A 13372-nucleotide genomic window follows, 5' to 3' on the forward strand; every position below is an offset into this window, starting at 1 on the left:
AGCGGGGCGATCAGCGCCCACGACTCATCCGTCAGTTCATGTCGACGCACCACAACTGGAGTAACGACCCACCGACTTTACGGACACCGCCTAGGACTCCCCGTGCACCTGGAGTCCTACCTGGCCGAGTTCCTTGACCGCACGACCGGCCTCCGCCCGTTGATCGATCTGCTGGCCGTCACCGGCAGCGGTGCCCGGGGCAAATATCAGCATGGCTGGAGCGACCTCGACGTGCTTGTCGTGGCCGACACCTCCTCCCTCGACGAGATGCGCCAGATCCTCGCGGATCTGGAGACCGAACTCGGCGGGGTCAAGCTGGGCATGACCGTACTGACCCGTGCCGAGTGCCGGGCCGGCGCCATCACCTCCCGACTGCTTCACGTCCTCGCTCTCATCGGCAGCGGGTCGCTGGTTCCCTTGTGGTCCACCCCCGGCCTGACTCTGCCCGCTCCGGACGCGGCCACCGACGTCGCTGCAAGCCTCCGCGACGGTATCCAGGCCGCCGTCGAGATCCGCCGCCAATTCCTCAAGGGCAGCCCCGACCTCCGCGCCCTCTACAAGGTCACCGCGTTGCTCGCGAAGATCCAGCTCCGATTCAAGGGAATCGAGTGCCCCTCCGACAGCGACGCCCTCACCGTCCTCCTCGACGCCGCACGGCAGGACACGAGCTTGGTCACCACCGCACGCACCGAGCCGCTCGCTGCCGAAGCGCTCGCACTCCTCGTTCTCCAGGCTTGGCTGGACACCCTCCCTGGGGAGACGCGGTGAGCGCGAACGTCCGACGGTCCATGGCAACAATGGGTGTCTTCCACAAGCCGGTGGCGACCCGCGAGCGGGCCGAATACGAGGCGAGGGGATGTGTGCGGCTCGCCTCCCGCATCGCAGTTCCGGCCCTTCACGGGCAGATCGCGTTACCGGACAGGCAACTCCTCGTCTACGAGGACGTCTTCGCCACCGGCCGGTGCGAACTGGCGAGGGCGACGTGATCGCCCTCGCCGACCGCGATCCGGCCGCCCAGCTCCGCCTGGACCGCCTTGTGGACGGGGTCTGCGCCGACCTGCAAGCAGCGGCTGAGGAGACCGGGAAGAGCGTGCCGCTGGCCGAGTGCGTTCCGGACCTCTACCTCGACCGCATCCGCCCCGGTAGCCGACTGGATCGCTGGTACCTGCGACGTGGCCTGCCGCTCGCCCTGCCCCAAACCGATACGACCCTCACCCTCCGGGAGCTGGCAGACTTCACCCTCACTGCCAACGGCAGACCGCTGACGTTGAAGGTCGCCGACACCATCGACACCCTCCGCCATGCCCTGGCTCCCGACCGCCGCAGGCTCGCGGGTCTGACGCAGGGCGACCCTACGGAACCGAACATCGCCGACCCGCTGTGCTGGCTCGACTTCGAGTTCGCCGGGCGCAACACCGTCGCGGGCGAGGCCGCCAACCTGCTCTGGTACCTGATGGCCCTGGGCGGCTGGCTCGTCCCCCACTACCAGCCCGACGTGTACGCCCGCACCCTCCGTCTCGCCCTGCCGCCCCTGACCCGCCCGCGCATCGAGCACCTGGAACTGCACCGGAGCAGTCGCCACATTGATGTCCGGTACTCCTGGAACACCGGCTCCGGCCGCGCTGCTGCCATCACCCGTGCCCTGGACGGCCTTCGCAGGGAGAACAGCAGCAGTCTGGAGGAGATCCGCGCCTTCCTCGCTCTGCGCATCCTCGGGGTCATCCCGCCCTCTCGGTTGACCGGACACGACCTCTTGCTCGTCCTGATCAAACTCGCCGAGAGCCAGGACCCGCACACGACGCTCGACACCTTCTTCACCACCACACCGGCCCCTCACCCCCACCCCGGCGAACGGAGCAGCAATGTCCCTGCCCCTGCTTGAGACTCCTCTCCAGACCCGGCCGCTCCAGGGGCGCACCGCCCTCGTCACCGGCGGGGCCACCGGCATCGGCGCCGAGATCGGACGGGTGCTCGCGGCCGCCGGAGCAACCGTGGCGGTCAACCACCTCGGCCAGGACCCCGACGCCCACGCCCTCCTCGCCGCCTTCGAGCGCGCGGGCAGCCCCGGGATCGCGGTGAACGCCGACCTGACCGATCCAGACTCCGTCCAGACCATGGCCGGCCTCGTCCGTGCCGAGATCGGCCCCGTCGACATCCTGGTGAACAACGCCGGTTCTTACCCCCGCGTTGCCTGGCAGGACACCGACGAGACCGCTTGGAACTACTCCCTCGACGTGAACCTCACCGCTCACTACCGCACCTGCCACGTGCTCACCCCCGACATGATCGAACGCCGCTGGGGCCGGATCGTGAACATCGGCAGTGTCAACGCCCGCGCCGGCCGGACGAACCTCGTCGCGTACAGCACTGCGAAGGCAGGGCTGCTGGGACTGACCCGCTCCCTCGCCCGCGAACTGGGTCCGTACGGGATCTGCGTCAACACCGTCATGCCTGGGGCCATCCAGGTCGAGGCCGAGAACACCCTCCCCGCCCAGCACCGCGCGCGGCCGGAGGACCAGATCAAGCGCCAGTGTGTCCCGCGCCGTGGTCGGCCCGAGGATGTCGCGGCCCTGGTGGCGTTTCTCGTGGGCCCCTCCGCCTCGTTCATCACGGGGCAGTCCGTCCACGTCGACAGCGGCTGGCTGCTGCACTGAGACCACCAACAAGCAAGGAGACAAACCGAAATGATGGAACGAGTCCGCGCCGTCCTCGTCACTGCAGACGACACGATGCTGGTCATCCGCCGTACCCGGCCCGGCATTCCCGAATACTGGGTCCTGCCCGGCGGCGGCGTCGAACCCAGCGACGAGTCCCGGGAGGCGGCTCTCCACCGGGAGATCCACGAGGAGATCGCGGGGAAGGCCGACATCATCCGCCTCCTCCACACGATGGAGTCCGATGATGAGCGGCAGCTCTTCTACTTCGCCCGTATCGCGACTTGGTCCTTCGACGACCGCACCGGTCCCGAGTTCAGCGCCGAAGGCCGCGGTGAATACGCGCTGGAGGAGATTCCGCTGACCATGGAGGGGCTCGACGGCATCGACCTAAAGCCCGAGGAGATCGCCCACGTCCTACGGGGAGCCATCAGGGCCGGAAGCCTCGGAGTCGAGGCATCGCTCTGAGCCTTCGAGTGCGTCAGCACGCCATCAGGGCCGACTCTGAGATGACCCGGCCCTGATGGCGTCCGTACGCGCTACTGGCTTAACGTCGGCTCGATGCCGCACGCCCTGTACGTAGTAACGGAAAACGAGCCGCGCCCGCGTCTTCTCGGGTCGAGTGGCGCTGCTACTGGACCAGCCGGAGCACCGGCTTCTGTTCCTGAACGTCCAGCAGGTTCTGCACCCTCTCGCTTGTCCACGCCAGCTCATGAGCCAGTCGGGAAACCGATAGGCCCGCTTCCCTGGCAGCCAGCTCGAAGGCTTGCCGAAGCAGCGAAGGCCGTTCACCGGGGAAGTTCGAGACGGATTCGGCGGTGAAGCCCGGCTGGCCGTCGAGAGCGCGTAGACGCTGATACGTCCGGCTGGCAGTCGCGTCGGAGATCAGCCCCAGCTCGCGGCATCGGTAGACGAGCGAGTGGAGGGAGACTCCCCAGACTCCCCTGAGCTCGGCCAGGCGTGCAAGATCCATTCGCCGCGGCAGGAACGGCAGGATGCTGTCCTGGGGGGTCAGGAACTCGGCGGCGAAGGCATCAGCCTGCTTCTCCTGACGGCTGTCACCGGTGGCATCGGCGTGAAGCACAAGGTGGCCCAGCTCATGGGCGGCCGTGAACCGGTGCCGGTAGATGTCGTCGGCCCGGGCGGCGGTCAGAACGACGAGTGGCCGTGCTGCGCGGGTGGAAAAGGCGTCCACGCTCGCGGCGGAGGGATCGCTGGCAGGCGGCATGACCACCACGATCCCGTGAGACTCCATCCGCCTCACCAGATGCGTGACAGGGCCGTCGCCGAGACCCCAGCGCCTGCGAAGCTCGCGGGCAGCGGATACAGGATCGGTGGACAGCTCTTCGCCGGGATGGACCTCCCCACCGGCGAAGCCGGGCAGATCGACGAGAGGCAACTGAACCCGCTGTTCCAGCGCGTACGTAAGCTCCCAGACCTGCTCGGCGAACGCGAGCGCACGTTCCCGCTGGGACTTCGGTGTGCTGCGCAGGCTGCGGAAATGTGCCATGGAAGCGTCGAGCCGATTAGCCGGCCTCCCCAGCAGGAAGAACGTCACCGGAACCCCGAGGACCTCTGCGAGCCGGGGGATCAAGTCAGGTCGTGGCTTCGACACCCCTGTCTCGTACTGCCCCACGGCTGCAGGCGTCACCCCGAGCCCGGCCGCCACGTCCTTCTTCGTCATCTCCGCCAGACGACGAGCTTGCGTCACCCGGGTGGGATCGAAGGCATCGTAGACGGCGCGCGGCGTTGCGCCTCGTTCTTCCGTACCGGGAATGAGGTCATGCTTAATGGGTCGCATCGTCTTCGCTGCTCTGGTCCTCAATGGGTTCTGCCTCGGTCTGCACGGGTACGTGCAGGGCCTGGTCCGAGGCGGCACGAGAGGACAGCGTAAGGGTGGGTTCGATTCCTTCGGCGAAGCCGGTGTGTGCCGTGACCTGGCTCGGAATGCTGATCGGGCGCAGCGTGTACGAGGTGACCTCCTGAGGCAGGTGGAGCGGCTCGGGATCGGTGGCCCACTCCAGTTGCCGGTTCATCCCGAGCGCCGCGATGCCCCAGTACACCTCCAAGAGCTCGGAGGCGTTGCAGGCGAAGGGAACCAGAACCAGCTGGGTGCCCTCCGGGACTGTCGCCAGAGCGCCGCGCGGCTCGGCGATCGGGATGGCCGGCCCGAAGTCGAGGTCGAACGGGTCCTGGATGTGCTTCGGCGTCGGCGCGAACGTGAAGAGCTCCTGCACCAGCCGGGACTGGCTGGGGATGCGTGCGCTACGTACGTCTGACTTGGTCTTGGAGTACCGGAACGGGTAGAGCAGCCCGTTGCCGATGAGCATCAGCTCGTACGAGAAGCCGAACGGCTTGACCGCACGGGCGCCAGGGACCTTCTTGAGTTCGTCCTGAAGCCGCTCGTACTGGTTCTCGTACCGGCTGGTGCCGTAGACGCGGGTGGTGCGGGAGGCGGCTTGTTCCTGTGCGGCCTGTGCGTTGGCCTGCATGTTGCGAAGGCCCTGCCCGACGCGACGGCGGGCATCTGCTGCGTGCTCGCCGAACACGTCGGTCGTCCACGACGACGAAGGCATACTCATGCGGACGACTCCTCGGGTCGGACTACGCATTGAAGCATTCCAGTGCGGCCCTGACTTTAGTTGATGTCGGAGATTTTGCACAACTGCTTTGGTGCTCGGCGTGCCTGTTGCCCATTCGTCACCAGCGCGGCCCCCAGGAGGCCGTGGCGCGTGGGGGAGTTCCTGGGCCATTGGCCATTGGTCCTGGTCGGTGCTCCCTGCGCAGGGAGCCGCCTGTCTTGGTCGGGCGGTAGGCGGCCGACGGAGGTGCCGGGGCACTGCCGGTGGTGCCGGCGGTCAGGTCGGCGAGGCGGTGGAGGCGCCAGGTGAGGACTTCGCTGAGGCTGGTGGCGGTGTCAGTTTCCCGTCGGGCGGTGGCTTGGGTGAGGAGAGCGGTGGGCTTGTGGCCCACGGCTTCAGCCCGCGCGAGGGTGGCGGCGAGAGCCGGCCAGCCGGGCTCCGCGAGAATCTGTTCGGCCAGCTCGGGAAGGGCCCGGCGCAGGGTGTTCTCCTGTCGGCGGCGCAGAGTCTCAGTCAGCCGTGTCCCGCGCTGCCGAAGTGTGGTCAGGGGCTCGGTGGCAGTGGCCCGGTAGGCGGGGCGAAGGTGCGTGACGGTCTGGCGGGCGGCTTCGGCCTGTTGATGGTGTTGCCGGGTGCGGTGCCAGTGCTGGGCGGTGATGACCGCGAGCAGGAGGGCGTCGAGGACGATCGTGAGGAGGGCTCCGTCCTGCGGGGCGGGCTCGCGCAGCACCGCCTTCACCGCGCAGCGGGTGGCCTGGGTCTGCTGATGCTGGGAGCGAATACGGGATCGGGAGGCGCGCTCGAAGGCGGTGGCGGCCTGGACGAGCTGCGGCCGGAGCCCGACAGGGGCTACCAGGGGAAGTGCGTCGAGGGCTTCGGCGAGGACGGTGATGTGGGCCTGTCCTGCCTCGTCCTCGTCGTGGGCGAGGTGGTCGGGCGTCTGGTCGACGGCGAGGGCGAACCGCCGCCAGGCCGAGGCGCCAGTCCGCACCGCCGGTATTGCCTCGGTGGCCGTCAGGCGTTCGGCGATCCTGGGATAGGAGAGGTCGGGGGCGAGGGTGGAACCGGAGAACCACACCGGCTCGCCCTGGGCGTTGGTGTCGTCGTTGAGGGCAATCTTGTAGCCGCGGACGTCGCCGGACGGGAAGTACTGGACGTCGACGAGGGCGCCGGTCCCCTCGATGATCCGGAAGAACTCCGCTGTGGTCGTGGCCGCCGAGACTGCGGTGCGGACTATGGTGCGCAGGTGCTCGCGGGAGGTGCGGGCGTTGCCCGTGCGGCGGGCCTTCTCCTGCTCAGCGCGGGTGGGGCGTTTGGCGGCGGTGCGGTCTCCGCGCGGCACCTGGCGGAGCCCGTATTCCTCCTCGATGGCGACGAGTTCCTTGTCGGCGCGCAGGAAGTCGTTCCAGTTCCGTGGTTGGCGTAGATTGCCCCGGACCTTGGTGGCGACGATGTGGATGTGGTCTGCGGCGTGGCGGACGGCGACCCACCGGCAGGCGTCGGGGTCGCCGTCCGGAGCGATGCCGGTGGCGTTGAGCAAGCGGCGGGCGACGGCGGCCCACTCCTCGTCCGACAGGCTTCGGTCCTCGGGTGCGGTCCGGACCGAGCAGTGCCACACATGCTCCTTCGGCGCCTTGTCACCGGCCTGCTTCACTCGCAGATCGAGGGCTGTGCTGAGTTGGGCGAGGGTGGCCTCCGGGTCGCGGCCGGGGTCGGGGGCGAAGCCGTCCCACGAGGCGACGAGGTGAGGATCGGTGTGCTCGTTGGCACGGCCGGGTCCGTAGAGGTAGTTCAGGACGCCGGGGGTCTTGTGGCCGGGCTTGACGATGTTCGCGATCAATCAGACTGCCCGGTGCTGTGTGGCGGCCGCGTCGGCGGCGGTGTCGATCGTTGTGGCTGCCTGGCGGACCAGGACCAGAACCCGCGCGGCCTCCGTCAGCACCGGCTTGTCCCCAGGGTGTGGATCGCCTCCTGCGTTGAGGCGGTGGGCGATCTGATTGACGTTCGTACCGATTCGCGCGACCTGCGTACGCAGCGCGGCAAGCTCGTCGATCAAGTCGTCCACCGCAGTGCGCCGTCGGGCAACGCGTAGCCGCCGTGGAGGTGGGCCATGACCAGGGCCCCGACGAAGTGGGCGCCGGCCAGCCCGAGCCGCTGAGCCTCGGCCTTGATCTCACTCTTCTCCTCCACGCTGTAGCGGACATCGACGCGCTCGGTGCGCTGGACGTCCTGGCGCGCACGACGGCTGGCGACCCGGTGGAGCGCAGCCTCTTCAGCGGCCCGCACCACACCGTCGTTCGTCCTGGGAGCGCCCTCGCTCCCAGGTATCCCCGCCACCCCTGGGGCGGGCACTGTGTTGGACCGGCCCTTGGACGGTCCAACGCCATACCTTGCTCCGCCTGGTGCTTGGGGGCGATTCATCTGCTGTCTCGGTCTGCTGGGGTTCGTGCTGCGCGCCGTGCATAGGTCTCTTTCCGAAGTGGGAGTTGGGCGTCGAACGTTGACTGGTCGTCGGCCCTGGACGGTTGGGCTGGCCGGACTCGGCCAGGGCCTTCATGGGTGAGGGGCGAACGGGGAGGATCGCTGCATGGACCACGTCGTTGACCTCGATTCGGCCTCCGCCGAGATCACCGCGCGTCTCTCTGCCTGGAGTGCGGCGGGGCTCGCTCCTTGTCCGATCACCTGGCGGGAGGGCCTTGCGCCTTGGCCGCAGCCGCTGGAGACCGACCGGACCCGTGTAAGCGATCCGGATTCGATCGGTCTGCGCATCCAGGGCAGTGATGGATGGGCCGAGCTGCACCTTGTCCTGTATCGCGGAGGCTGGGCAGACCTCGATGCGCTGACCGATAACGAGGTCCTCACCGAAGGTCCCCGGATCAGCACCCCGGCAGAGTTCGGCCGTCTCCTCGACTCCGCCGTCACACGCTTCGCCAGCACCCGTTGGCAGCTACCGGCATGAAGCGCGATGCCGGTCCGAGGGACCTGGGCACGGCTCGTTGCACACGCGGCGGGGACCGACTGCGTCGGCTGCCGGTCCCCGCTGGCCTGGTCCCGCAGCTCTGAGCCCTGAGGCGTGAGCTCGGGGGCCGACCGTATGGCGTAGACGGTCCGCACTGACCTGCGGTTTCCCTGCCTCTTCGGGGACCGGTCCCCGGACAACTCCGTCCTCTTCGGGGACCGGTCCCCGAAGAGGCAGGGGACAGGGGTGAACTTGGTGGGGACCGGTCCCCACCTGAGTCGGGGACCGGTCCCCGACTGCCCGTCAGGGGGACCGTCCCCAGCGAACCGAGCTGTGCGGGGACCGGTCCCCACTGTCCCCGCACCTCGCGGACCGGCCGGGCAGGCGAGGGCGCTACACCGTCGGGACCGGTTCATCGAGGGCTGCCAGCAGAGCTGCCAGGTGCACCTCCGACCGGGTCATTTTGGGGCTCGCTGACCCGCCACTGGGGCTGGCGGCTGAGTGGGGCGCTACTGGGGCGGGGCTCCGCTCGCGAGTGATCCACGCTCGCCAGTCGGCACCCCACGCGGCACCCGAGCGTGGAGACGCGCCGGCCCGGAAGGCCCGCCACTTGTCGTCCGCCACTCGTACGCCCTCCTCGCCAAGGCGGGTGAGGTGCCCCTCGCTCCGCAGCCAGGAGTCGCTGCCCGCGTCGATCTGCCATTGAGAGGCGGGGATGGGTGCACTGCTGCTGTACCTACTGGTTCCTATTGGTTCACTTCTGTTCTGGGGGTCGGATTCTGCTCCCCCGAGGTATCGGAATCCGGCACCCCCCGGGGTTGGATTCTGTACCCCGGGGGCGGATTCCGGACCGTCCGCATTGCTGCTGGAGGTATCGGATTCCGGTACCTCGGGGGTTAGAATCTGGCCCTCCTGATCGGTCGGATTTCGAACGTCCTCGGTCATGAAACGGGCGGCTTCGGGGAGGCGGAAATACGTTTCCCCGCGAGGCCCTTTGCGTCCGTCGAGGCGGACTATCTCGCCGCTGGCGACCAGTTTGTCCAGCGCGTCCCGAACGGCGCTGCGCGACGCGTTCGCGCGTCGCATCAGGGCTGGGACGGAGGCGTAGGCCGTGCAGGTGTGGTCGATGCAACGATCGGCGATCAAGGTGAGGACCATGCGGGCAGTGCCTTTGCTGAGGCTGTGGTCCCATACCTAGGCGCGGGCATCGTGGCTCATGGTTCGGCGGCTCCTCGAAGCAGGGGGTGGTGGCGGTGGCCGCGAATCGCCGCGACGGCGGTGCTGCCGTCGGACGGAGCTGGCGCACCGAAGGCCGATCCGGGCGGCCTTCATTTCAGCGACTGGACCAAGAAGGAAGCCACATCACCTCGCGCAAGTCCAGGGTTACTTCGCACAAAGCGAGCAGCCGACGGCGAACGCCGGCGGAACGCGGTCCAAAAACGATAGACCCGAATCGGCCGTTCACCAAGAAGTTCATGCCGATGGCGCCCGTGACCGAGTCGCCTTTGGCTTCAGGTCAGCAAAATTTGGGCCGGATCCCCAACTCCGATACTCCCGAAATCTGCTGGGAGTCGAGGCAACATAGACGCACATCGCCGGTTAACCAAACCGGCGATGCAGAGGTATCACTTACGGGATGCCGAAATAGTCCCAGCGGGGGCAGCGCGATAGCTCGCAGCGGTCGCGATGCCCGTACGTCTGCCTCATTGGGCGTGCTCCCGCATGGGTGCATCGGTTGTTGACCCGCCGCCTCGTAGAAGGAACATCCTTGCCCCGACCCGCAGTGATCACCACCCCATGGCCCGCCGGCACGTGGGAGGAGGCGGTCTCGAATGGCTGACCGCCTTCTCGGCGTGGCCGAGGCAGCCGAACATCTCGGTGTCGGTGAGCGATTCATCCGTCGCCTCGTTTCCCAGCGCCGTATCCGATACGTCAAGGTCGGCAAGCACGTCCGCATCTCCGACACCGCGCTGGACGCCTACATAGAGGCGCGCACGGTCGAGCCGGTCCGTACTCGCCGCTCCGGATTCAGGGCTGCGGCCTGATGCCCCGTCCGCGTCAGAAGGCTCCGCGCCGCACATTCGGCGCGATACGACAACTGCCCTCGGGGCGCTATCAGGCCCGCTACCCCAGCACGGCCGATGACACCCTGCGGCCAGCTCCGGAAACCTTCGAGACCAGGCGCGATGCAGAGGCGTTCCTCGTCCAGGTCCAAGCGGACCAGATGCGGGGCGACTGGCTCGACCCGACCGCCGGGGAGGTCTCGTTCGCCGACTACGCCACACGCTGGATCGCGGAACGTGGCCTCGCCCCGACCACGACTGAGTTGTACCGCCGGCTGTTCCGGCTCCACCTGGAGCCGACGTTCGGCGAGATGAACGTCAACATGATCGGCCCCGCTCGGGTCAGAGCCTGGCGGGCGGAGCGGTTGTCCGCCACCGGTGCCACCACTGTGGCCAAGTCGTACCGGCTCCTCAAAGCCGTGATGGAGACCGCCGTCGAGGACGACATGCTGCGCAAGAACCCCTGCCGCATCCGCGGAGCGGGTCGAGAGGACGCGGACGAGCGGCCGGTGGCGACGGTCGAGCAGGTCTTCGCCGCGGCAGATGTGGTCGGTCTGCGCTGGCGCCTCATGGTTCTGCTCGGTGCCTTCGCCTCGATGCGGCCCGAGGAACTCGCCGAGCTCCGGCGGCGGGACGTGGACCTCGACTCCGGCGCGCTCTGGGTTCGCCGTGCCGCACCGGAGCTCAATACAGGGCGCCGTGTGATCGGCGCTCCCAAGTCCCGGGCGGGCCGACGAGAGATCGTGCTGCCGTCATTCCTCCACGAGGACGTCCGTCGGCACCTGGAGTGGTTCGCCCAGCCGGGTCCGGACGGGCTCGTCTTCGTCGGCGAGAGGGGGGCGGTACTGCGCGGCACCACGTTCGGCCGCAAGTGGCGCAGGGCCCGGGACAAGGTGGGGCTGCCCGAAGGCTTCCGCTTCTACGACCTACGGCACACGGGCAACACGCTGGCGGCCGACACCGGTGCCAAGCTCAAGGACCTCATGGTCCGAGCCGGCCAGTCATCCGAGCGCGCGCAACTGATCTATCAGCACTCCACCAAGGAGCATCAGCGCAGGCTCGCCGCCAACATCGATCTCGACGTGCGCCGCCAACAGTCGGCTGCAGCCCCGGGGCGTGGTGGGGCGACCGTTCACCCGCTGGTGCCACGTCCGCCCGGACCGTCCGCCCCACGGGCTGCGCGGCGTTGATCGCGCAGGAGCAGACAGTCCGCACTGTGCGTGTGACGCAGGGCACTTGGAAGGGATCTCGCGATGCGGGACCCGGTAGTGGAGCGCTCGCCCTCAGGGGTGACGGATCCACTATTGATGCAGATGGGAAGGGTCGTTATGGCACGCGAATGGCACGAGCCCTAAAAATGGTCTAGACAACAAACAAGGCCCAGGTCGCTGACCTGGGCCTTCGTCATGGAGCGGGTGACGAGAATCGAACTCGCGCTCTGAGCTTGGGAAGCTCATGTTCTACCATTAAACTACACCCGCGTCACGCGGCTGGATGACCAGCGACGCATCGTTCGACACTCTACCTCATCGAAGGCCCCCCGAGGCGGCAGCCCGGATGTGTGGCGTGGGGGTGGGGTCGACGGGGGTGTGGGGGGCGGGAGTTGGGGGCGTAGCGTGGGGGTCGGAGTGCCGGGTGGGGTGGGGTCCTGTTCATCCCCTAATGTGGCTTTCTCGTCCACGGCTTGATGGGGAAGGGACTTGATGGACTCCATGGAGCGCACCGTCGTCCGCTGTGCCGAAGGGCACGTTTTCGCTACCTCCTCGTTCCCGATGCAGCAGCTCGGGTCGGGGCGGATCGGGCCGGGGAGGCTCATCCGTTGTCCTCGGTGCGCGCGGTTGCGGCATGCCGTGCCCGTGGTGTTCGAGAAGAGGTAGCGAGCGGCCGCGAGCGGTAGAGGAAGCGGCAGGGACAGGCGGGGACAGGCGCGCGGGCGGCCCGATGAGGGCGGTTCCGCGCGTTCTGCGTATCCTCGGTGGGTGCTTCTCTCAGACAAGGACATCCGGGCCGAGATCGACGCCGGACGCGTACGTATTGATCCGTTCGATGCGTCGATGGTGCAGCCGTCGAGCATCGACGTGAGGCTCGACCGCTATTTCCGGGTGTTCGAGAACCACCGTTATCCGCATATCGATCCCGCCGTCGAGCAGGCCGATCTCACGCGTACGGTCGAGCCGGACGGGGACGAGGCGTTCATCCTGCACCCGGGCGAGTTCGTGCTGGCCTCGACGTACGAGGTCATCTCGCTGCCCGACGATCTGGCCTCGCGGCTGGAGGGCAAGAGCTCGCTGGGTCGGCTGGGGCTGGTGACGCATTCGACGGCCGGGTTCATCGACCCGGGGTTCTCGGGGCACGTGACCCTGGAGCTGTCGAATCTGGCGACGCTGCCGATAAAGCTTTGGCCGGGGATGAAGATCGGGCAGCTGTGCATGTTCCGGCTGAGTTCTCCGTCGGAGTTCCCGTACGGCTCCGAGCGGTACGGGTCGCGCTACCAGGGGCAGCGCGGTCCCACCGCGTCGCGGTCGTATCTGAACTTCCACCGGACGCAGGTGTGATGCCCGATGGCCGATGAGACGCGGGAGAACCTGACCTACGAGGGCTTCGGGCACGCGGTGCGGGAGCTGGCGCAGACCGTGGCGGACGACGGGTTCGAGCCGGACCTGGTGCTCAGCATCGCGCGCGGCGGGGTGTTCGTCGCGGGCGGGCTGGCGTACGCGCTGGACTGCAAGAACATTCATCTGGTGAACGTCGAGTTCTACACCGGGGTCGGCACCACGCTGGACATGCCCGTCATGCTGGCGCCCGTTCCCAACGCGATCGATTTCTCGGACAAGAAGGTCCTCATCACCGATGATGTGGCCGACACCGGGAAGACCCTGAAGCTCGTCCGCGATTTCTGTGTCGACCATGTCGCCGAGGTGCGTTCCGCGGTCATCTACGAGAAATCGCATTCGCTCGTGAAATGCGAATACGTGTGGAAGCGGACGGACCGCTGGATCAACTTCCCGTGGAGCGTCCAGAAGCCCGTGGTGCGGCGCGGGGGACAGGTGCTCGACGCCTGAGGACGAGGAATCCCCGGTCTCGGAACGAGGCCGGGGATTCTGTGTGTCCGGG

The 13372-nt window shown here is 67.9% G+C and carries 15 protein-coding genes and 1 tRNA gene; 10 read left to right on the forward strand and 6 right to left on the reverse strand.

Annotated features, from left to right (window positions below):
* The first annotated feature begins 102 nt into the window (after nucleotides 1-102).
* From ACWCXC_RS16350 to ACWCXC_RS16370, 5 genes are read left to right on the forward strand one after another with little or no spacing between them, the layout of a single operon-like run.
* Nucleotides 103-768: a nucleotidyltransferase domain-containing protein gene (locus tag ACWCXC_RS16350; RefSeq protein ID WP_450889351.1), complete on the forward strand. Its 666-nt coding sequence runs from the start codon at nucleotides 103-105 to the stop codon at nucleotides 766-768.
* Nucleotides 769-788: 20 nt separating this feature from the next.
* Nucleotides 789-986 carry a hypothetical protein gene (locus ACWCXC_RS16355; protein WP_450889353.1) on the forward strand — a complete coding sequence of 66 codons (198 nt, stop codon included), beginning with the start codon at nucleotides 789-791 and terminating at the stop codon, nucleotides 984-986.
* Nucleotides 962-1882: a hypothetical protein gene (locus tag ACWCXC_RS16360; RefSeq protein WP_450889355.1), complete on the forward strand. Its 921-nt coding sequence runs from the start codon at nucleotides 962-964 to the stop codon at nucleotides 1880-1882. The genes ACWCXC_RS16355 and ACWCXC_RS16360 overlap by 25 nt, the downstream gene beginning before the upstream one ends.
* Entirely contained in the window at nucleotides 1863-2654 is a 792-nt protein-coding gene (locus ACWCXC_RS16365) for an SDR family NAD(P)-dependent oxidoreductase (RefSeq protein WP_450889357.1), read from the forward strand. Before ACWCXC_RS16360 ends, ACWCXC_RS16365 begins: the two co-directional genes overlap by 20 nt.
* Nucleotides 2655-2684: 30 nt before the next feature.
* Nucleotides 2685-3122 (forward strand): NUDIX hydrolase, encoded by a 438-nt coding sequence (locus ACWCXC_RS16370; protein WP_069171779.1) that lies wholly within the window; start codon nucleotides 2685-2687, stop codon nucleotides 3120-3122.
* A 163-nt stretch (nucleotides 3123-3285) separates the two neighbouring features.
* Here the strand turns inward: ACWCXC_RS16370 and ACWCXC_RS16375 are convergent, their stop codons facing one another.
* The 5 genes from ACWCXC_RS16375 to ACWCXC_RS16395 form a co-directional block, all read right to left on the reverse strand.
* On the reverse strand, nucleotides 3286-4455 hold the full coding sequence (locus ACWCXC_RS16375) for a helix-turn-helix domain-containing protein (RefSeq protein WP_079159556.1): 1170 nt from the start codon (nucleotides 4453-4455) through the stop codon (nucleotides 3286-3288).
* Nucleotides 4442-5236, reverse strand: coding sequence for a hypothetical protein (locus ACWCXC_RS16380; RefSeq protein ID WP_450889360.1), 795 nt, complete (start codon nucleotides 5234-5236; stop codon nucleotides 4442-4444). Before ACWCXC_RS16380 ends, ACWCXC_RS16375 begins: the two co-directional genes overlap by 14 nt.
* A gap of 118 nt (nucleotides 5237-5354) precedes the next feature.
* Nucleotides 5355-7076 (reverse strand): relaxase/mobilization nuclease domain-containing protein, encoded by a 1722-nt coding sequence (locus tag ACWCXC_RS16385; RefSeq protein WP_450889362.1) that lies wholly within the window; start codon nucleotides 7074-7076, stop codon nucleotides 5355-5357.
* Nucleotides 7077-7301: a plasmid mobilization relaxosome protein MobC gene (gene mobC, locus ACWCXC_RS16390; protein ID WP_450889364.1), complete on the reverse strand. Its 225-nt coding sequence runs from the start codon at nucleotides 7299-7301 to the stop codon at nucleotides 7077-7079.
* Nucleotides 7289-7573 (reverse strand): hypothetical protein, encoded by a 285-nt coding sequence (locus tag ACWCXC_RS16395; RefSeq protein ID WP_450889366.1) that lies wholly within the window; start codon nucleotides 7571-7573, stop codon nucleotides 7289-7291. The genes mobC and ACWCXC_RS16395 overlap by 13 nt, the downstream gene beginning before the upstream one ends.
* Before the next feature lie 250 nt (nucleotides 7574-7823).
* On the opposite strand from ACWCXC_RS16395, the gene ACWCXC_RS16400 reads away from it, so the two are divergent.
* The 3 genes from ACWCXC_RS16400 to ACWCXC_RS16410 all read left to right on the forward strand — a co-directional run bounded on the left by ACWCXC_RS16400 (nucleotide 7824) and on the right by ACWCXC_RS16410 (nucleotide 11448).
* Nucleotides 7824-8195, forward strand: a complete 372-nt coding sequence (locus ACWCXC_RS16400) for a hypothetical protein (protein WP_450889368.1) — start codon at nucleotides 7824-7826, stop codon at nucleotides 8193-8195.
* Between the two features lie 1832 nt (nucleotides 8196-10027).
* A complete protein-coding gene (locus ACWCXC_RS16405) occupies nucleotides 10028-10240 on the forward strand; it encodes an excisionase family DNA-binding protein (protein ID WP_450889370.1) in 213 nt (70 codons plus the stop codon).
* Nucleotides 10240-11448, forward strand: a complete 1209-nt coding sequence (locus ACWCXC_RS16410; protein WP_450889372.1) for a tyrosine-type recombinase/integrase — start codon at nucleotides 10240-10242, stop codon at nucleotides 11446-11448. The genes ACWCXC_RS16405 and ACWCXC_RS16410 overlap by 1 nt, the downstream gene beginning before the upstream one ends.
* A 217-nt stretch (nucleotides 11449-11665) precedes the next feature.
* Here ACWCXC_RS16410 and ACWCXC_RS16415 read toward each other — a convergent pair.
* A tRNA-Gly gene (locus ACWCXC_RS16415) sits at nucleotides 11666-11739 on the reverse strand.
* 498 nt (nucleotides 11740-12237) lie between these two features.
* On the opposite strand from ACWCXC_RS16415, the gene dcd reads away from it, so the two are divergent.
* Together dcd and ACWCXC_RS16425 are read left to right on the forward strand one after the other, a co-directional pair.
* Complete coding sequence (dcd, locus tag ACWCXC_RS16420) at nucleotides 12238-12813, forward strand: dCTP deaminase (protein ID WP_383630780.1); 576 nt, start codon at nucleotides 12238-12240, stop codon at nucleotides 12811-12813.
* Between the two features lie 6 nt (nucleotides 12814-12819).
* Nucleotides 12820-13320, forward strand: a complete 501-nt coding sequence (locus ACWCXC_RS16425; protein ID WP_450683039.1) for a phosphoribosyltransferase — start codon at nucleotides 12820-12822, stop codon at nucleotides 13318-13320.
* The last annotated feature ends 52 nt before the right edge of the window (nucleotides 13321-13372 follow it).

Source organism: Streptomyces sp. NPDC001515 (assembly GCF_053597115.1).